Genomic DNA, 18,215 nt, shown 5'->3' with positions numbered 1-18,215 from the left:
CGACCGGTAGGGGCGCTGTTCAAAACAGCTTCAATGGCTCTTCGTTCAGTGCCGCCAGTTGCTCGCGCAGCGCCAGCACTTGATCGCCCCAATAGCGTTCAGTGCCGAACCAAGAAAAGCTGTGGGGGAATGCCGGGTCATCCCAGCGGCGAGCCAGCCAGGCGCTGTAATGCAGCAGGCGCAAGGCGCGCAGCGGTTCGATCAGCGCGAGTTCGCGAGGATCGAAATCGTGAAACTCGTTGTAGCCATCCATCAATTCCGACAGCTGACTCAGACAATCCTGACGGTCTCCGGCGAGCATCATCCAGACGTCCTGCACGGCAGGCCCCATCCGGCAGTCGTCGAGGTCGACGATGTGGAAGATCTCATCGCGGGTCATCATGTTGCCGGGGTGGCAGTCGCCGTGCATGCGGATGTTCCGGTGCGGCGTTGCGGCGTAGGCATCTTCGACACGTTTGAGCAGATCTTTGGCAACCGACGAGTAAGCAGGCAGAAGGCTGCGCGGGATTACGTCATTTTCCAGCAGATAGTTCAGTGAATCGTGGCCGAAGTTCTTCACGCCCAGCGCTTCGCGATGTTCGAACGGGCGAGTGGCGCCGACCGCGTGAATCCTGCCCAGCAGTTGGCCGAGGCGATAGAGTTGGTCGAGATTGCCCGGCTCCGGTGCGCGACCGCCACGACGGGGGAAGAGGGTGAAGCGAAAACCGGCGTGTTCGAACAGCGTTTGCCCGTTGTGGATAAGGGGTGCGACCACCGGGATTTCCACTTCGGCCAGTTCGGCGGTGAAGCTGTGTTCTTCGAGAATCGCTTCGTTTGTCCAGCGATTAGGGCGGTAAAACTTGGCAATGAGCGGCTGGCTTTCATCAATGCCAACCTGATAGACGCGGTTCTCGTAGCTGTTGAGCGCGAGAATGCGAGCGTCGCTGACAAAACCGATGCTTTCAACGGCGTCCAGGACAAGGTCGGGTGTGAGTGTCGCAAACGGGTGGGCCATGCTGACTCCTGCGCGCAGCAGGCTGCCGCGTCGGGCCCGTCATGGTAACTCAGGCATGGGATGGCCGACACAACGCGTTATGTGTTCGGGATTGGAGGGCTGCACGAAATGTTGCCGACGCCTCAGTTGAAATTGTGGTAGCGAATTTATTCGCGAAACGGTGTACATCCGACACTGATCTGTCGACTATCTACCTTCGCGAAAAATTCGCTCCCACAGGTGCGCCTTATACCGCTTGGGGATGGCGCTGCATCACGCGCCGATCACCCCGCCATCCTCGCGTGTGATCACCATCACCGACGACCTTGGTTTGCCATTGGGCAGATGTTCCGGGAAAGTCGAGCCGCCTTTTTCGCCGGGATGCTGAATCCCCACGAACAGCGCTTTCTGGTCTGGCGCAAAACTGATGCCGGTCACTTCGCAACCCACCGGCCCGACCATGAACCGGCGAATCTCGCCAGTGGCAGGGTCGGCGCACAGCATCTGGTTATTGCCCATGCCCGCAAAATCCCCGGTATTCGAATAATCGCCATCGGTGAGAATCCACAACCGCCCGGCCTTGTCGAAACCTAAACCGTCGGGGCTGTTGAACATGTTCTGCGGGGTGATGTTGCTTGAACCGCCTTGAGGCTTGCCTGCGTGCACCCCGGGATTGCCCGCGACCACGAATAGATCCCACGCAAAATCCATTGATGCCGCATCCGAACCGGTTTCCTGCCAGCGCAGAATCTGGCCGTACTGGTTTTTCTCCCGCGGGTTCGGGCCGCCCACTGGCTGGCCTTCCTCGCCACGCTTGACGTTGTTGGTCAGCGTGCAATAGACCTGACCGTCCTTGGGGCTGACCACGATCCACTCGGGCCGATCCATTCGCGTCGCTTTAACCACGCTCGCCGCCAGGCGCGCATGAATCAGTACCTCTGCTTGATTGGCAAAGCCGCTCGACGCATCGACCCCGTTCTTGCCATGAGCCAGTTCCACCCACTTACCCTGGCCTTTCGGGTGATCAGGGTTGCTGTCGCCATTATCGAACTGCGCAACGTACAAGGTGCCGTGATCGAGGATGTCGCGATTGGCTTTCAGGTTCTTGTGATTGACCTTGTCGCGGCTGACGAACTTGTAGATGAATTCGCCGCGCTCGTCGTCGCCCATGTAAACCACCGCGCGGCCATCTTTCGATTCTGTGATCGCCGCGTTTTCATGCTTGAAACGGCCCAGGGCGGTGCGTTTGACAGGCGTTGATTTAGGGTCGAACGGGTCGATTTCCACGATCCAGCCGTGACGGTTGAATTCGTTCGGGTTTTTGGCGACGTCGAAGCGCGGGTCGTGGGGATGCCAGTTCACTTCCTTGCTGGTGGCGACAACGCCGTAGCGCTTGGCAGCGGCGTCGAATTGCTGCGCAGGATCACTACTGCCGAAGCAGTCGGTGAAGTTCTCTTCGCACGTCAGATAAGTGCCCCAAGGCGTCTTGCCATTGGCGCAGTTCTGGAAGGTGCCGAGAACGTTCTTACCCGTTTTATCGGCGGCCGTTTTCAGCCACTCGTGTCCCGCCGCCGGGCCGCTAAGGTGAATCGGCGTGTTGCCGTGCACGCGGCGGTTGAATTTCGAGCCTTGCACGAACTTCCACTGGCCACCTTCGCGCTTCACTTCGATCACCGAAACACCTTCGCTGGCCAATGCCTTGTGCACGTCGTCGGCGGATTGTGGGTCTTTGCCGTGATCGAACAGGTAGCGGTAGTTGGTGTATTCGTTGTTGATGGCCATCAGCGCGCGGGTGGCGTTATTGACGTCGTCACCGGGAAAGGTGAACAGGCTCATGCCGTCGTTGTTATCGCCGAATTGAAGTTCCTGCGCCTTCGCCGTGCCCTTGCCGGACGGGTCGAAAGCGGGACCGCCCGCGTGAAGAGGCTGACCCCAGCTGATCAGGACGGAAGATGTGTAGCCGGGCGGCAGTGCAATGCTGTCAGCGGAGGAGGAGGCAATGCTGTCGAAGCCAAGCAACGTGCGGTTGACCGCGCTGACACTGGCAGCCATCACACTGCGACTGAGCAGGTTTCCACCCAGGAACATCGCCGCGCCACACAGAGCGCCCGCGCTGATGAAGCCTCGCCGGGTGAGGCCGACGCTGTTTTGCTGCACCAGGGTTTCGAGGTCGGTGGACTGGTGTTCTTCTAATAATTTCATCACGGGCTTCCTGCGGTTTTTGCGCAGACCTTATTCCGCCCGGATGACGCTATTGTGTCCGTCCGATGACGACGCTGGCTCCCGTGTGAGCCTTTTTCAAACGATTTACAGCGGCGTTCCGATCAATACATAAGAGGGCGCGAACTGTACTTTCACGTCGCCCCCCACCTTTAATTTCAAGGTGTTGAGATGATCGGGCTCAGCCACCGCGCACAGAATCTGGCTGCTGGACAGGGCGATTCGTACCTCGCTGGGGCCGTCTTCCCCGTCGAGAATCTCCTCGATTTTGCCGTTTAGACAATTGTGACCAGGTGTTGCAGATTGGTCCGGCGGCAACAACTCCAGCCAACTGGCCTTGATCAGCGCGAACACGTCGGCACCTTTTTCCAGCGCCAGTCGTAGCGTGCTGTCATGGGTGATTTGCGCATCAATGGACAGACCACCGGCGAGGGTCAATTCGATCATGTCATTGCGACCCGAGGGCGTGATGCTCGCGACCTGGCCGTGCAACTGATTGCGGGCGCTGGTGCGCAGCATCAAACGACTGAGCAGCGCCAAATCGCTCGACTCTTCCGGGGTTTCCAGCAACTGGGTTTGTAGCGCCTGCAAGCGCTGATAAAGACGCAACACTCGCTCGCCTTCCGCCGACAACTTCGCCCCGCCGCCGCCACGCCCACCGACACTGCGCTCTACCAGCGGCTTCAGCGCCAGATTGTTCAGCTCGTCAATGGCATCCCACGCCGCCTTGTAACTCAGCCCCGCACTTTTCGCCGCACGGGTGATGGACCCCTGCTCGGCAATATGCTGCAACAGCGCGATGCGATGGGGGCGACGGACCATGTGTTGCGAGAGAGAGGGCGGTAGGGACATGTCGGGCGGCGTTTGTCTTATGGTGATGAGGGCGGAGTGTAAGCGAAATCTTCAGGGGGATTTGTGGCGAAGAGAAATGTTGTGCAGGCCATCGATCTTGTAGGAGCCCGCTCGTCCGCCAAAGCTGCGCATCTGTCACACGAGAGGCATTGGATGTATCGGCCTCTTGCGAGTGGGTCTAAGGGTCGCTCTTGTGAAGGCAAACAATCCTGATATTCAATATCAGAAAGGCTACGGCAGCAGCTCCGCTTTGAAACATTAGGAATGTCTCAATACCCGGTCTGTCCAAGTGCAATGCGTACAGCAAGGGTACAAGTACCCCAAGCATGATGATGTTAACCAGCAACTGAGGTTTCAACGTCTCGCCTCTTGCGCGTAAATGCGCAACTGCCAGCGAAAGAAACGAGCTCGTGGCGATGAAAAGAATCACAGCCATAAACATCTGCCCGCTGTAATTTACCGTTTTGTCGCCGACAAGTTGGAAAGCGTGCTCTCCGATGAGAGTAAATACCAACGCAGTAAGTAACAGCGTGCCGATAACCCATTTAAGCCCGGACCTGTAGAAAGTGCTGGACTGGGTGAGGTGCTGGCTCACTTGAAAACTATGAATTTGCGTCAGAGCGAGCGAAGGGATGAGCAGGATGCCTGTGATGGTCATGAATACGGACAGCTCGGCTACTAGCGAGCTTTCGATTCTTGCGAGTCTTTCCATCAATAAATAGAAGTAAATTTTCTGTCCACTCATCCCGGCGGCTATAGGAAAACCCGTACGGAGGAAGTAGCCAGCGAAGATTTTGCCGTAACGAATAGAAACATAGCGCTGTTGTCGCGACATTTTCAAAAGAAAGAGCAGTGTCATGAGCTCTGTAAGAAAAAAATAAAGCATGGCGCAGTACTTGAAGTCGTCGGTGTCGGAATACTCATACGACAGCATAAGGACCATCGAGCACATCAACGTAATCTTCAGCTTGGTGAGCGTGAAGTGAGTAGCTTTGCCGGTAGCTTCTAAAAACATCTGTAAGAAAGCGTTCGTTGCGATAATCGGAGTCGCCATCATGTACACGAGAGAAATTGACCAAAAGTCTCTTCCGTCCCATTGTTGGGTGCCACTTACTTCGCTTGCTAATTGAACCGCGAGTAAACAGGTGGTCGCAGTCAAAATGCCGACTATCAGAGACAGCGTGAACCCACCTGCAAAAAAATCATGCAAGTCAGAGGGCTGACCAATCAACGATGCCGCTTTATTGCCCGCAGTCGCTAGGACCAAAGGGAAAACAGTCGAGATCACGGACAGCAAGGCGAGTGTGTAGGAAAACATGCCCAAGTCTTCGGGGGCTTTGTGGGCAAGCAGTACGAACACCAGCGATATCCCGCTTAGAGGGATCAGTCGATTCAAGATGAAGGGGGCAAGCGAAGCTTGAACTGACTGGTTATATTTCACTGTTGTCACCCCAGATGGCGGACATCCTGCTGCCGAACTCTATCTCGTGCAGTTCTTGCGTAACGTCGAAAGCTAAATCAAGATTTTGCTTATCAGGCTCCCCACGTATCCCAAAGTTAGGGGTAGTGGTGGAAGTAGTAACCGAAGATCTGGAGGCAGTCTCTGAAATATTGACGTGTGTCCAATATGTGATGGTGCCAGATCTCATCCACCTCCAGCATGGGAGGCAAAACGCGAAACTGAGATAAATATTTTTTGTTCAAATACAAAAATTTTTGTAATACTGGATGGCTATCTCTGCTTCAGCCTCAGACCAAACTCTGCAAGTTAAAGGGTCTTTAGAACAAAGTTTTGTACGGATTAATGAGAAATCAATTTCATTGATGTGATGGACCGCCTCTTCCAAAGTCGGTATGGGAATTTCAGATGCAGGAGCTTTCATACTGTGAGGAAGGGTATTTTCGATTTTTTTGTACTGTCTGTCCACAGGGGCGTCCTTTCGTCGGAGCTGCCAGCAACCTGCTAGCAGCTTTAAACAAGCGGTTACCAGCTACCGCCACCTTGGCAGTGGCCGCCACCGCCACCATTGTTTTTACGAGTGCTCAAAAGTTGTTTAGCTTCTGCTGACAGTTTTTGATCTGGCTTGATGCTTGGTGCTGCTTTTTTAAAAGTTTTCATAGGTCACCATTTTGTTTTGTTGATCAGGAAAAATGCCTGACGAACAATTTATAATTCGGCGCGGAGTGAATCGCAACATCTAGCATTAAAATCAGAAATTCCCTACATACTTGTGTTGAATATACGTAGGGGTTTTCCCGAATTATGATATCGGGCGATTGGAACTATTAGTCAATGCCGGACGACTTGCACCCTTCGCGGGTTCTCTCTCAATCCCCAGGCTTCGCCGTCCGTGCCAGGCAGTACACATCCACCTTCTTCGCCCCGGCACTGATCAACAGCCTCGCCAGCGCATCGGCGGTCGCGCCTGTGGTGAGTACGTCATCAATGAGCGCGACGTGTTGGCCGACGATTTTCGCGGCGTCCGCCAAGGCAAATGCTTCACGCAAGTTACGCTTGCGGGCCTTGGCATCGAGGCCTTGTTGCGCTGGCGTTTCCTTTACGCGTTTGATCAGCCGCTCATCTATCGATAGCCCCAATTGCGACCCCAGCCAGTGCGCGAGCATGGCAGCCTGGTTGTAACCCCGTTGGCGCAGCCTCTTGTGGGCGAGGGGCACGGGAATCATGAAGTCGGGTCGGGCCAGACCTTCGTCGAATCGATGTTGCAAGGTCTGGCCGAGCAATTCTGCGAGCAGCCTGCCCAACGGCCATTTGCCTTGGTGCTTGAAGCGTGTGACCAACGCGTCGATGGGGAAGTCGTAAAGCCACGGCACGATGACTTCGTTGAAGGCCGGGGAGTGTTGCGTGCACTGCGCGCAGGTCAGGCCCTCCATCGGCATGGGCAGCGCGCAGCGGTCGCATTGATCGATCAACCAGGGCAGGTCGCTTTCGCACGGGGTGCAGATTGAGCTGTCTGAATCGGTCTGCTCATCGCACAATAAACAGGTTTGTACGTTTTTTAACCAGATGTAAACCTGATACCCGTTGTGTGGTTGACAGCGCATGTCGCTTCCTTAACTATGCGAACATCCGTGTTGCGCCTGTGGACTTTCAGGTTTGGTCGATTGCCGAACCGCCCGGGTACTTGCCAAATACATGAAGGAGCCGCCCATGAGCGCCAGCATCAATGCCACTTTGCGTCACGACTGGACTTTAGCCGAGGTCAGGGCGCTGTTCACACAGCCGTTCAATGACCTGCTGTTTCAGGCGCAAACCGTGCATCGCGCTCATTTCGACGCCAACCGCGTTCAAGTCTCCACCCTGCTGTCGATCAAGACCGGCGCCTGCCCTGAAGACTGCAAGTACTGCCCGCAGTCCGGTCACTACAACACCGGCCTCGAAAAAGAAAAGCTGATGCAGGTCCAGCAGGTGCTGGAAGAGGCCGCTCGTGCCAAGGCCATCGGCTCGACCCGTTTCTGCATGGGTGCTGCCTGGAAACACCCGTCCGCCAAAGACATGCCGTACGTGCTGGAGATGGTCAAAGGCGTGAAAGCCATGGGCCTGGAAACGTGCATGACCTTGGGCAAGCTCGATCAGGACCAGACCAAGGCGCTGGCTGATGCGGGCCTTGACTACTACAACCACAACCTCGATACCTCGCCGGACTTCTATACGAGCATCATCACCACCCGCACCTACAGCGAGCGTCTGCAGACCCTGGCGTACGTGCGAGATGCGGGCATGAAGATCTGCTCCGGCGGCATCCTGGGCATGGGCGAGTCGCTGGACGACCGCGCCAACCTGCTGATCCAACTGGCCAACCTGCCAGAGCACCCGGAGTCGGTGCCGATCAACATGTTGGTGAAAGTCGCCGGTACGCCGCTGGCCAATGCCGAAGACGTCGATCCATTCGACTTCATCCGCATGCTGGCCGTGGCGCGTATCCTGATGCCGCAATCTCACGTGCGCCTCTCCGCAGGCCGCGAAGCGATGAACGATCAGATGCAAGCCCTGGCGTTCTTTGCCGGTGCCAACTCGATTTTCTACGGCGACAAACTGCTCACCACCGCCAACCCGCAGGCTGACAAGGACATGCTGCTGTTCTCGCGTCTGGGCATTCAGCCGGAAGCCCGTGAAGAGCATTCGGACGAAGTGCATCAGGCAGCGATCGAACAGGCGCTGATCGAGCAGAAGAGCAGCGAGATGTTTTACGACGCGGCGGTTTAAGACTGACGCCAGTTCACTGCCTATATACAACCTGTGGCATGCACAAAAACTGTAGGAGTTAGCTTGCTCGCGATTGAGATTTGTCTGTAACACATAACGTGACTGACACACTGCAATCGCGAGCAAGCGCACTCCTACAGGGAAATGCGCATTGCATCTGACCCGAGGCCTGCATGTCTTTCGATCTGAGCGCACGTCTCGCTACCCGTCGTGCCGACCACCTCTACCGCCAACGCCCTCTGTTGCAGAGCCCTCAAGGCCCTGAAGTCGTCGTGGACGGCCAGCCCTTGCTGGCGTTCTGCAACAACGATTACATGGGCCTGGCCAATCACCCCGACGTCATCGCTGCGTGGAAGGCAGGCGCCGAGCGCTGGGGCGTGGGCGGTGGGGCGTCGCATCTGGTGATCGGTCACAGCACGCCGCACCACGAACTTGAAGAAGCGTTGGCTGACCTCACTGGCCGCCCCCGCGCTCTGCTGTTCTCCAACGGTTACATGGCCAACCTTGGCGCCGTGACCGCGTTGGTGGGGCAGGGCGACACCGTGTTGGAAGATCGCCTCAACCATGCTTCGCTGCTCGATGCCGGTTTGCTGAGTGGCGCACGGTTTTCCCGTTATCTGCACAACGATTCCGACAGCCTGAACACGCGGCTGGAGAAGGCGGTCGGCGATACGCTGGTGGTCACCGACGGCGTGTTCAGCATGGACGGCGACATCGCTGACCTGCCTGCGTTGGCCAAGGTTGCCAAGGCCAAAAACGCCTGGCTGATGGTCGATGACGCTCACGGTTTCGGACCGTTGGGCGCCAACGGCGCAGGGATCGTCGAACACTTCGGCTTGAGCGTGGAAGACGTGCCCGTGCTGATCGGCACCCTCGGCAAATCCTTCGGCACGGCCGGTGCGTTCGTGGCTGGAAGCGAGGAGCTGATTGAGACGCTGATCCAGTTCGCTCGCCCTTACATCTACACCACTAGCCAGCCACCAGCGCTGGCCTGCGCCACCCTGAAAAGCCTTGAGCTGCTGCGTCGCGAGCATTGGCGTCGCGAGCATTTGCGGGCGCTGATCAAGCAGTTCCGAGACGGCGCTCAGGCTATCGGGCTTGAGCTGATGGACAGCTTCACGCCGATCCAGCCGATCCTCATAGGCAGCAGCGACCGAGCCTTGCGTCTGTCACAGATGCTGCGCGAGCGCGGCCTGATGGTCACCGCGATTCGTCCGCCGACCGTTCCCGCAGGCAGCGCGCGTTTGCGGGTCACGCTCTCCGCCGCCCACAGCGAAGCCCAGGTGCAGCTATTGTTGGATGCACTGGAGCAGTGTTATCCGCTGCTGGGAACAGGCGAATCGGTGGAGCCACAACATGCGTGATCGGTTGATCCTGTTGCCGGGCTGGGGGCTTGGCGTAACCCCTCTGGAGCCGTTGGCCGCCGCGTTGCGCGGTCTGGACGAACACCTGCACGTCGAGATCGAGCCGTTGCCGGATCTGGACACTGACGACCTCAATGAATGGCTCGACGAGCTGGACTCGACCCTGCCCGACAACGCCTGGCTGGGCGGCTGGTCCCTCGGTGGCATGTTGGCGGCAGAGTTGGCAGCGCGACGTGGCGAGCGCTGCTGCGGGCTGGCGACCTTTGCCAGCAACATCTGCTTCGTCGCCCGCAGTCAGTGGCCGAGCGCGATGCCGCAAACCGATTTCGACGCGTTCATCGCGGGCTGCAAAGCCGATCCCGAGGCCACCCTAAAGCGCTTCAGTCTTCTGTGCGTGCAAGGTGCTGAAGAGCCGCGCGCACTGTCTCGACAACTCAAGGCGGGTGCGCCTCATGGCACGAGCGTTGGCCTGATCGAGGGCCTCAAATTGCTCGAACAGATGGACACCCGCGCGGCGTTGCAAGCCTATCGCGGCCCGCAATTGCACCTGTTCGGGGGCCTCGATGCGCTGGTGCCTGCCGAAGCGTCGGCTGATCTGCTCAACCTCTTGCCGGACATCGAAGTCGGCGTGATCGAGCAGGCCAGTCACGCGTTTATCCTGGAAAACCCCCATGGCGTGGCTGCGGCGGTCCAAGCTTTTCTACATGAGTCCGGTGATGACTGATCTTTCCCACTGTGCGGTGCTGAAAGCTGTGAAACAGCAACAGGCAAAAATTGAAAACCCTCTACCTGACAAGCGTCAGGTGGCAGCGTCGTTCTCCAAGGCGGCGGCGAGTTACGACAGCGTTGCCGAATTGCAGCGTGCGGTCGGCAATGAGCTGATGTCGCGTTTGCCTGAAACGACGCCCGCTCGTTGGCTTGATCTCGGCAGCGGCACCGGCTATTTCAGTCGTGCGCTGGCTCAACGTTTCCCTCATGGCGAAGGCCTTGCGCTGGACATTGCCGAAGGCATGCTCAATCACGCACGGCCTTTGGGCGGCGCGGATCATTACGTGGTGGGTGATGCCGAAAACCTGCCGCTGCGCGACGCCAGTGTTGATCTGATGTTTTCCAGCCTGGCCGTGCAATGGTGCTCGGATCTAGCGTCTGTGCTTTCTGAAGCCAGGCGCGTGCTGAAGCCTGGTGGAGTCTTCGGCTTTGCCAGCTTGTGCGTCGGCACGTTGTATGAACTCCGGGACAGCTGGCAGGCCGTGGACGGCATGGTCCATGTGAATCGCTTCCGTGAGTTCGACGAGTATCAACGGTTGTGCGCGGCGAGTGGCTTGCAAGTGCGCAGCCTGAGTGTGTTGCCCCATGTGCTGCATTACCCCGATGTGCGCAGTCTGACTCACGAGCTCAAGGCGCTGGGCGCGCACAACATCAATCCGGGCAGGCCGGGAGGTTTGACGGGTCGGGTGCGGATTCAGGCGTTGATCGACGCCTACGAAACGTTTCGACAGGAAAAAGGCCTGCCTGCGACGTATCAAGTGATTTACGCCGTATTGGAAAAACCGGCGACTGTTTAAAAAGTGACCGGTTTCATGAGCGTCGTTCGTGTGAGCGCTATAGTGAGTGAGCAATAGTTTGAAAAAATCTGAACGGATGGTCGCCAAGATGAGTGCTGCGTATTTCATCGCGGGAACCGACACCGATGTTGGCAAAACCACCGTTGCCACTGGGCTGTTATATGCGGCACGCCAATCCGGGCTGAGCACGGCCGCCGGTAAACCTGTTGCATCGGGCTGCGATGTGAAGCCGAAAGGGTTGCGCAATCCCGATGCCATCGCGTTACGCGCTGAATGTTCGATTCAGTTGACCTACGACGAGGTGAATCCGGTCGCGTTCGAGCCAGCCATTGCTCCACACCTGGCCGCTCGCGAGGCCGGTGTTGCACTGACCGTTGCGTCCCTACTTGGGCCAATGCGTCATATTCTGGAAAAACAGGCTGATTTCACCCTAATCGAAGGTGCGGGTGGCTGGCGGGTGCCACTGGCGGATCAGGCCAATCTTTCTGATCTTGCGGTTGCGCTGGGATTGCCGGTGATTTTGGTGGTGGGCGTGCGTCTTGGCTGCATCAGCCATGCCTTACTGACGGCCGAAGCCATCGCCAATGACGGCCTGCAACTGGCAGGTTGGGTAGCGAACATCATCGACCCGAAGACGTCTCGCCTTGAAGAAAACCTCGCCACCCTGGCCGAGCGCCTGCCTGCGCCCTGTTTAGGGCGCGTGCCGCACATGAAGAAATCGACGCCGGAAATGGTTGCCGAGCATTTGCATTTGGAACTGTTGGATTAGCGGAAACAGCCCGTCTATACCGTGCTGTCTGTGACCTCTATCACAAGGCGCAATGCCATTAGTCTTTTTGCCGAGTGTTTCACGGCCTTTACTGGTTTAATGACGCTGTTCGTTTTATGAACAGAGGATTGTGATCATGCAAATCACGCTGAACAACACGCTGTACCCAGGCCTGAGCGCAATGCAGGTCGGGCAAGATCGTGTCGATCAAGCTGCCACTCAGTTGGCAAGCCCTGGCACCGAAGTGGCGGGTCGCAGCCAGTCCTCGGACTTTCAGCTTGAGCGACTGCGCTCGGTTGACCGCCCCCAGCGTTCCGACATGGCCACGAATGTCGTCGAGCTGACCCAAGGGCGCATTCAGGTTCAGTTGGGCGCGAAAGTCGAGAAAGCTTCCGACGAAGCGCTCGGCACGCTGATCGACACCTTTGCCTGATTATTTGCAAAACCGCTCTTCTGACGCGCACTTCTTGTGCGCGTTTTCGTATGCGCCCCCTTTCTGAATAACGCCCTATCACCCGACCGAATCGCGGCGCTCTGACGTCTGCGTCGCGGGTTTGCTCTACTAAACTCTACTCACTGAATCAGGGGCTCGGAGCCGTGCCGCGTGTGCGCGCCCGTGACGACCGTCTCGGCGTCGATGAAAGGTTCGCGGTGCACCCTTGACATCAATTAGGCGTAAACGTATGTTTCAAACATCTGTTTGACCATCGAATAAAAAGACATCTCGGTGGAGGGGTAAGTCCCTACAGTGACCCTACGGTCATCCAATTCCAGGATTCATCAGCAGAGGTTTATCGCTATGCCTGACTACAAGGCCCCCTTGCGTGATATTCGCTTCGTTCGTGACGAGCTGCTCGGCTACGAAGCGCACTATCAGAGTCTGCCAGCTTGCCAGGACGCCACGCCTGACATGGTCGACGCCATTCTTGAGGAAGGCGCCAAGTTTTGTGAGCAGGTATTGGCCCCGTTGAACCGTGTCGGTGACACCGAAGGTTGCACCTGGAGCGAGTCCGGCGTTAAGACTCCGACTGGCTTCAAAGAAGCGTACAAACAATTCGTCGAGGGCGGCTGGCCAAGCCTTGCTCACGACGTTGCACATGGTGGCCAAGGCTTGCCTGAGTCGCTGGGTCTGGCCGTCAGTGAAATGGTGGGCGAAGCCAACTGGTCGTGGGGCATGTACCCAGGCCTGTCCCATGGCGCGATGAACACCATCTCCGAGCACGGCACCCCTGAACAGCAAGAGGCTTACCTGACCAAGCTGGTTTCGGGTGAGTGGACCGGCACCATGTGCCTGACCGAACCTCACTGCGGCACCGACCTGGGCATGCTGCGCACCAAGGCCGAACCTCAGGCCGACGGTTCGTACAAAGTCTCGGGCACTAAAATCTTCATTTCCGCTGGCGAACACGACATGGCCGATAACATCGTCCACATTGTGTTGGCCCGCCTGCCTGATGCGCCTGCGGGCACCAAGGGCATTTCGCTGTTCATCGTTCCTAAATTCCTGCCAGCTGCAGATGGCAGCGTGGGCGAGCGCAACGCCGTGAACTGCGGTTCGCTTGAACACAAGATGGGCATCCACGGCAACGCCACCTGTGTGATGAACTTCGACGGCGCCACCGGCTTCCTGATCGGCCCGCCGAACAAAGGCCTGAACTGCATGTTCACTTTCATGAACACCGCACGTCTGGGTACCGCACTGCAAGGTCTGGCTCACGCTGAAATCGGCTTCCAGGGCGGTTTGAAATACGCCCGTGAACGTCTGCAAATGCGCTCCCTGACTGGCCCAAAAGCGCCGGACAAAGCCGCTGACCCGATCATCGTTCACCCTGACGTACGTCGCATGCTGCTGACCATGAAAGCCTTCGCCGAAGGCACCCGCGCGATGGTGTATTTCACCGCCAAGCAGGTCGACATCGTCAAGTACAGCGACGACGCTGAAGCCAAGAAGCAAGCCGATGGCCTGCTGGCCTTCATGACTCCGATCGCCAAAGCGTTCATGACCGAAGTCGGTTTCGAATCCGCCAACCACGGCGTACAGATCTACGGCGGCCACGGCTTCATCGCCGAGTGGGGCATGGAGCAGAACGTTCGCGACAGCCGCATTTCGATGCTGTACGAAGGCACCACGGGCGTTCAAGCGCTCGACCTGCTGGGTCGTAAAGTACTGATGACCCAGGGCGAAGCGCTGAAGGGCTTCACCAAGATCGTGCACAAATTCTGCCAGGCGCAAGAAGGCAACGAAGCGGTCAACGAATTCGTCACGCCACTGGCCGCACTGAACAAGGAATGGGGCGACCTGACCATGAAGGTCGGCATGGCCGCCATGAAAGATCGCGAAGAAGTCGGCGCTGCATCGGTGGATTACCTGATGTTCTCCGGTTACGTCTGCCTGGCGTACTTCTGGGCTGACATGGCGCGTCTGGCGGCTGAGAAACTGGCTGCGGGCACCGGCGAAGAAGCCTTCTACACCGCCAAGCTGCAGACCGCGCGCTTCTACTTCCAACGCATCCTGCCGCGCACCCGCACACACGTTGCGGCCATGCTGTCGGGCGCGAATAACCTGATGGACATGAACGAAGAGCATTTCGGCCTGGCTTACTGAGTCAGCCGGGTAGCTTTACCTCAAAGCCGCTTGTCTTTCGGGACAAGCGGCTTTTTTGTGAGCGTCGTTTTCAAGATGACAAATTAATGACGACAAAAAACAGTGATTTCTCTCACCATTTTCCTCATCAAATGAGTAAAGTGGCCGATACAGGCACAATGCCATTTGATTTGCACTTGCTCCACACGGGTAGGAGTCCGTCCTCTTGCTGCGCCCTTCAGCTGCACGCCTTAGCCATTTTCTACCGTCACTGGCGTTGTTGATCGCCGGGCTCGCGGCTGCATACGTGAAGGACTTGAACGTGTTCTTCACTTCACTGTTCAACGTACTGCCCACGTTGGTGCTGTTGCTGGGCGGTGCGTACTGCGGGGTTTACAAGCGTCAGCGCGAACTGTTCCTGATGATCACCGTGTACATCGCCTATTTCCTGCTCGACACCCAGACCGATTACTACCGTGACAATGGAAAAGTCCGAGAGGACGCCGCCGTGGTGTTTCACCTCTGCTGCCTTCTGCTGCCGGTTATGTTCGGGCTGTTCGCCGCTTGGGAAGAACGCACGCATCTGTTGCAGGATCTGGTGGCACGTCTGGCCGTCCTGGTCGCGGTCGGCAGCGTGGCACTGGGGCTGGAGCAGAGTTTCCCGGAAAGCCTCCTCGCCTGGCTCGCCGACATTCGCTGGCCTGCACTGCACGGGGAGTGGATGAGCCTGATCCAGCTTTCCTACGTGACGTTCCTGATTGCCTTCGGCGTGCTGATCACTCAGTACATTCGTAAACCTCGGCCGCTGCATGCCGCGCAATTGGTGGGCCTGCTCGGGTTGTTCTGGGCATTGCCGAAAACCTTCATCCTGCCGTTTACGCTGAACATCATGTGCAGCCAGGTCATGCTGATGATTGCTGCGGGTGTGGCACACGAGGCCTATCAAATGGCGTTTCGTGATGAGTTGACCGGATTGCCAGGTCGGCGAGCGCTCAATGAAAGGATGCAGCGTCTGGGGCGCAATTACGTGCTGGCGATGAGTGACGTTGACCACTTCAAGAAATTCAACGACACCCACGGCCACGATGTGGGCGATCAAGTGCTGCGCCTGGTGGCGAGCAAGCTGTCGAAGATCACCAATGGTGGCGGTCGCGCCTACCGCTACGGTGGTGAAGAGTTCGCCATTGTCTTCGCGGGCAAGACGATTGATGAGTGCATGCCGCACCTGGAAGTGATCCGCGAGACCATCGCCAACTACGCCATCCATTTACGTAATCAGGACAACCGTCCTCAGGACGATCTGCAAGGACGCCAACGCCGTGCAGGCTCGCAGGCGTCCACGGTCTCGGTGACAGTCAGTATGGGCGTCGCCGAACGGCTGCCTGAACACCGCAATCCCGAAGAAGTCCTCAAGGCGGCTGATCAGGCGCTTTATGCGGCCAAAGGCGCGGGCCGCAATTGCGTGATCGCGCACGGCCAGACCAACAAACGCGGCGCCGTGCGAATGGCCGCTGCGAGCTAAGACTCCTTCCTTTCCAAGGGTAATCAAAAGCTTCTGCTGCAAGGCAGGGGCTATTTTAGTGTCTTCATTTTTATGTGACTTTAACTTGATAAATGGTCACTACTTGACCCTATGTGTCGCAAATGGTGTTCCTGTACACTCGGCCTCACTGACACATTGATGCTGCACCCTGTCTGCAGCGTCTCTTTCCCCGGGTCTCTGTTGCTGTTTGCGAGGTTTGCCATGGCTGACTACAAAGCGCCGTTACGTGATATGCGCTTCGTCCTCAATGAAGTGTTCGAAGTCTCCAGACTCTGGGCCACGCTGCCAGAGTTGTCCGAAGCAGTGGATGCGGAAACCGTCGAAGCGATTCTTGAGGAGGCCGGTAAGGTCACCAGCAAATCCGTCGCACCGCTCAGCCGTGCCGCTGACGAAGAAGGTTGTCATTGGGCTGATACCGTCGTGACGACACCCAAAGGTTTCGTTCAAGCGTACAAAACCTACGCCGAAGGTGGCTGGGTTGGCGTTGGTGGCAACCCCGAGTTTGGCGGTATGGGCATGCCCAAGGCTGTATCGGCTCAGGTTGAAGAAATGGTCAACTCGTCGAGCCTGGCGTTCGGCCTGTACCCGATGCTGACCTCCGGCGCCTGCGTGTCGATCAACACCCACGCTAGCGAAGACCTGAAAGCCACGTACCTGCCGAACATGTACGCCGGGATCTGGGCTGGTTCCATGTGCCTGACTGAAGCCCATGCCGGGACCGACCTCGGGATCATTCGCACCAAGGCCGACCCGCAGGCGGACGGTTCCTACAAGATCAGCGGCACCAAGATTTTCATCACCGGTGGCGAACACGATCTGACTGAAAACATCATCCATCTGGTGCTGGCCAAGCTGCCGGATGCGCCTGCGGGGCCGAAAGGCATCTCGCTTTTTCTGGTGCCGAAATTCTTCGTCAATGCCGACGGCAGCCTGGGCGCTCGCAACAGCGTTTCCTGCGGTTCCATCGAACACAAGATGGGCATTCAGGCGTCTGCAACCTGCGTGATGAACTTCGATCAAGCTGAAGGCTATCTGGTGGGCGAGCCGAACAAAGGCCTGGCTGCGATGTTCACGATGATGAACTACGAGCGGTTGGGCGTGGGTATTCAAGGCCTGTCGTCGGGCGAGCGTTCTTACCAGAACGCTATCGAGTACGCCCGCGACCGCTTGCAGAGCCGCGCACCGACCGGGGCTCAGTCCAAAGACACTATCGCCGATCCGATCATTGTTCACCCTGATGTCCGTCGCATGCTGCTGACCATGAAAGCCCTGAATGAAGGTGGTCGAGCGTTTTCCACCTACGTCGCCATGCAGCTGGACACGGCCAAATACAGCGAAGATGACGACGTTCGCCATCGCGCCGACGCGCTCGTCGCGTTGCTGACGCCGGTCGCCAAGGCGTTCCTCACTGACATGGGGCTGGACACTACGGTCCTCGGTCAGCAGGTGTTCGGCGGCCACGGCTACATTCGTGAATGGGGGCAGGAGCAACTGGTCCGCGACGTGCGTATCACCCAGATTTACGAAGGCACCAACGGTATTCAGGCTCTTGACCTGATGGGGCGCAAAATCGTCGCCACCGGCGGGGCGCATTACCGGCTGTTCTCCGACGAAGTTCGGGCATTCATTACGGCGTCTGACGCGTCGCTGAGCGAATTCACCAAACCCCTGAGCGCCGCGCTGACAACCCTTGATGAATTGACTGACTGGGTTCTGGATCGCGCGCGCAGCAACCCGAATGAAATCGGCGCTGCCTCCGTCGAGTACCTGCACGTGTTCGGCTACACGGCGTACGCGTACATGTGGGCCATGTCGGCCAGAGCGGCGCAGGGAAAAGAGGCTCAAGAAGATTTCTACGCCAGCAAAATGGGCACCGCGCGCTTCTATTTCGCGCGCCTGCTGCCGCGTATTCAATCGCTGGCGGCATCGGTTAGGGCGGGCAGCGAGTCGTTGTTCTTGCTGGACGCTGCGCAGTTTTGATGGGGTAGACGTCGTGTAAGCTTTGGCTTACACGACGCGCTGACAATTGGCTCTATCGCGTTATGGGATCCAAAGTTAATCTACACACATGGACGTCGCGCAGGATGCGCAAACAGACAACATGGACACGTAGGGAATGC

The 18,215-nt window shown here is 57.6% G+C and carries 16 protein-coding genes; 9 read left to right on the top strand and 7 right to left on the bottom strand.

Annotated elements, in window-relative coordinates; translation table 11 throughout:
• Positions 1-19 precede the first annotated feature (19 nt).
• The 7 genes from GVN17_RS12850 to GVN17_RS12825 form a co-directional block, all read right to left on the bottom strand.
• Positions 20-994 (bottom strand): serine/threonine protein kinase, encoded by a 975-nt coding sequence (locus GVN17_RS12850; RefSeq protein ID WP_166595649.1) that lies wholly within the window; start codon positions 992-994, stop codon positions 20-22.
• Positions 995-1,246: 252 nt separating this feature from the next.
• A complete protein-coding gene (locus tag GVN17_RS12845) occupies positions 1,247-3,175 on the bottom strand; it encodes a PhoX family phosphatase (protein ID WP_166595648.1) in 1,929 nt (642 codons plus the stop codon).
• A 105-nt stretch (positions 3,176-3,280) separates the two neighbouring features.
• Positions 3,281-4,045, bottom strand: coding sequence for a TOBE domain-containing protein (locus GVN17_RS12840; RefSeq protein ID WP_166595647.1), 765 nt, complete (start codon positions 4,043-4,045; stop codon positions 3,281-3,283).
• Positions 4,046-4,223: 178 nt separating this feature from the next.
• Positions 4,224-5,486 carry a hypothetical protein gene (locus GVN17_RS12835; RefSeq protein WP_166595646.1) on the bottom strand — a complete coding sequence of 421 codons (1,263 nt, stop codon included), beginning with the start codon at positions 5,484-5,486 and terminating at the stop codon, positions 4,224-4,226.
• A 259-nt stretch (positions 5,487-5,745) separates the two neighbouring features.
• On the bottom strand, positions 5,746-5,973 hold the full coding sequence (locus GVN17_RS29510) for a hypothetical protein (protein ID WP_218576198.1): 228 nt from the start codon (positions 5,971-5,973) through the stop codon (positions 5,746-5,748).
• Positions 5,974-6,029: 56 nt separating this feature from the next.
• Positions 6,030-6,164, bottom strand: coding sequence for a hypothetical protein (locus GVN17_RS29670; protein WP_256665210.1), 135 nt, complete (start codon positions 6,162-6,164; stop codon positions 6,030-6,032).
• 209 nt (positions 6,165-6,373) lie between these two features.
• Positions 6,374-7,108 (bottom strand): ComF family protein, encoded by a 735-nt coding sequence (locus tag GVN17_RS12825; protein WP_166595645.1) that lies wholly within the window; start codon positions 7,106-7,108, stop codon positions 6,374-6,376.
• A gap of 106 nt (positions 7,109-7,214) precedes the next feature.
• Between GVN17_RS12825 and bioB the strand changes: the two genes are divergently transcribed.
• From bioB to GVN17_RS12780, 9 genes are all read left to right on the top strand, one after another.
• On the top strand, positions 7,215-8,270 hold the full coding sequence (bioB, locus tag GVN17_RS12820; RefSeq protein ID WP_166595644.1) for a biotin synthase BioB: 1,056 nt from the start codon (positions 7,215-7,217) through the stop codon (positions 8,268-8,270).
• A gap of 173 nt (positions 8,271-8,443) precedes the next feature.
• Positions 8,444-9,634, top strand: coding sequence for an 8-amino-7-oxononanoate synthase (gene bioF / locus GVN17_RS12815; protein WP_166595643.1), 1,191 nt, complete (start codon positions 8,444-8,446; stop codon positions 9,632-9,634).
• Positions 9,627-10,358, top strand: coding sequence for an alpha/beta fold hydrolase (locus GVN17_RS12810; protein WP_166595642.1), 732 nt, complete (start codon positions 9,627-9,629; stop codon positions 10,356-10,358). Before bioF ends, GVN17_RS12810 begins: the two co-directional genes overlap by 8 nt.
• Positions 10,351-11,199 (top strand): malonyl-ACP O-methyltransferase BioC, encoded by an 849-nt coding sequence (bioC, locus tag GVN17_RS12805; protein WP_256665208.1) that lies wholly within the window; start codon positions 10,351-10,353, stop codon positions 11,197-11,199. Before GVN17_RS12810 ends, bioC begins: the two co-directional genes overlap by 8 nt.
• Before the next feature lie 88 nt (positions 11,200-11,287).
• A complete protein-coding gene (gene bioD / locus GVN17_RS12800) occupies positions 11,288-11,968 on the top strand; it encodes a dethiobiotin synthase (protein ID WP_166595887.1) in 681 nt (226 codons plus the stop codon).
• Positions 11,969-12,104: 136 nt separating this feature from the next.
• Positions 12,105-12,401, top strand: coding sequence for a pyrroloquinoline quinone biosynthesis protein PqqE (locus GVN17_RS12795; RefSeq protein WP_166595640.1), 297 nt, complete (start codon positions 12,105-12,107; stop codon positions 12,399-12,401).
• A 366-nt stretch (positions 12,402-12,767) separates the two neighbouring features.
• Entirely contained in the window at positions 12,768-14,573 is a 1,806-nt protein-coding gene (locus tag GVN17_RS12790) for a phenylacyl-CoA dehydrogenase (RefSeq protein WP_166595639.1), read from the top strand.
• 205 nt (positions 14,574-14,778) lie between these two features.
• Positions 14,779-16,074: a GGDEF domain-containing protein gene (locus GVN17_RS12785; protein ID WP_166595638.1), complete on the top strand. Its 1,296-nt coding sequence runs from the start codon at positions 14,779-14,781 to the stop codon at positions 16,072-16,074.
• Positions 16,075-16,296: 222 nt separating this feature from the next.
• The gene (locus tag GVN17_RS12780; RefSeq protein ID WP_166595637.1) at positions 16,297-18,075 is read left to right on the top strand and encodes an acyl-CoA dehydrogenase C-terminal domain-containing protein; all 1,779 of its coding nucleotides are present in this window, start codon (positions 16,297-16,299) and stop codon (positions 18,073-18,075) included.
• The last annotated feature ends 140 nt before the right edge of the window (positions 18,076-18,215 follow it).

It is taken from the genome of Pseudomonas sp. SLFW, from assembly GCF_009905615.1.
In the GTDB taxonomy this organism is placed as follows: domain Bacteria; phylum Pseudomonadota; class Gammaproteobacteria; order Pseudomonadales; family Pseudomonadaceae; genus Aquipseudomonas; species Aquipseudomonas bambusae.
This window is presented reverse-complemented; position numbering and strand designations above follow the sequence as displayed.

Excerpts from the sequence above, each read along its gene's own strand:
- bioF (WP_166595643.1), top strand. The coding sequence starts at position 8,444 with ATGTCTTTCGATCTGAGCGCACGTCTCGCTACCCGTCGTGCCGACCAC.
- bioB (WP_166595644.1), top strand. The coding sequence starts at position 7,215 with ATGAGCGCCAGCATCAATGCCACTTTGCGTCACGACTGGACTTTAGCC.
- bioD (WP_166595887.1), top strand. The coding sequence starts at position 11,288 with ATGAGTGCTGCGTATTTCATCGCGGGAACCGACACCGATGTTGGCAAA.
- GVN17_RS12845 (WP_166595648.1), bottom strand. The coding sequence starts at position 3,175 with ATGAAATTATTAGAAGAACACCAGTCCACCGACCTCGAAACCCTGGTG.
- GVN17_RS12780 (WP_166595637.1), top strand. The coding sequence starts at position 16,297 with ATGGCTGACTACAAAGCGCCGTTACGTGATATGCGCTTCGTCCTCAAT.
- GVN17_RS12840 (WP_166595647.1), bottom strand. The coding sequence starts at position 4,045 with ATGTCCCTACCGCCCTCTCTCTCGCAACACATGGTCCGTCGCCCCCAT.
- GVN17_RS12790 (WP_166595639.1), top strand. The coding sequence starts at position 12,768 with ATGCCTGACTACAAGGCCCCCTTGCGTGATATTCGCTTCGTTCGTGAC.
- bioC (WP_256665208.1), top strand. The coding sequence starts at position 10,351 with ATGACTGATCTTTCCCACTGTGCGGTGCTGAAAGCTGTGAAACAGCAA.
- GVN17_RS29670 (WP_256665210.1), bottom strand. The coding sequence starts at position 6,164 with ATGAAAACTTTTAAAAAAGCAGCACCAAGCATCAAGCCAGATCAAAAA.
- GVN17_RS12795 (WP_166595640.1), top strand. The coding sequence starts at position 12,105 with ATGCAAATCACGCTGAACAACACGCTGTACCCAGGCCTGAGCGCAATG.
- GVN17_RS12825 (WP_166595645.1), bottom strand. The coding sequence starts at position 7,108 with ATGCGCTGTCAACCACACAACGGGTATCAGGTTTACATCTGGTTAAAA.
- GVN17_RS12850 (WP_166595649.1), bottom strand. The coding sequence starts at position 994 with ATGGCCCACCCGTTTGCGACACTCACACCCGACCTTGTCCTGGACGCC.
- GVN17_RS12810 (WP_166595642.1), top strand. The coding sequence starts at position 9,627 with ATGCGTGATCGGTTGATCCTGTTGCCGGGCTGGGGGCTTGGCGTAACC.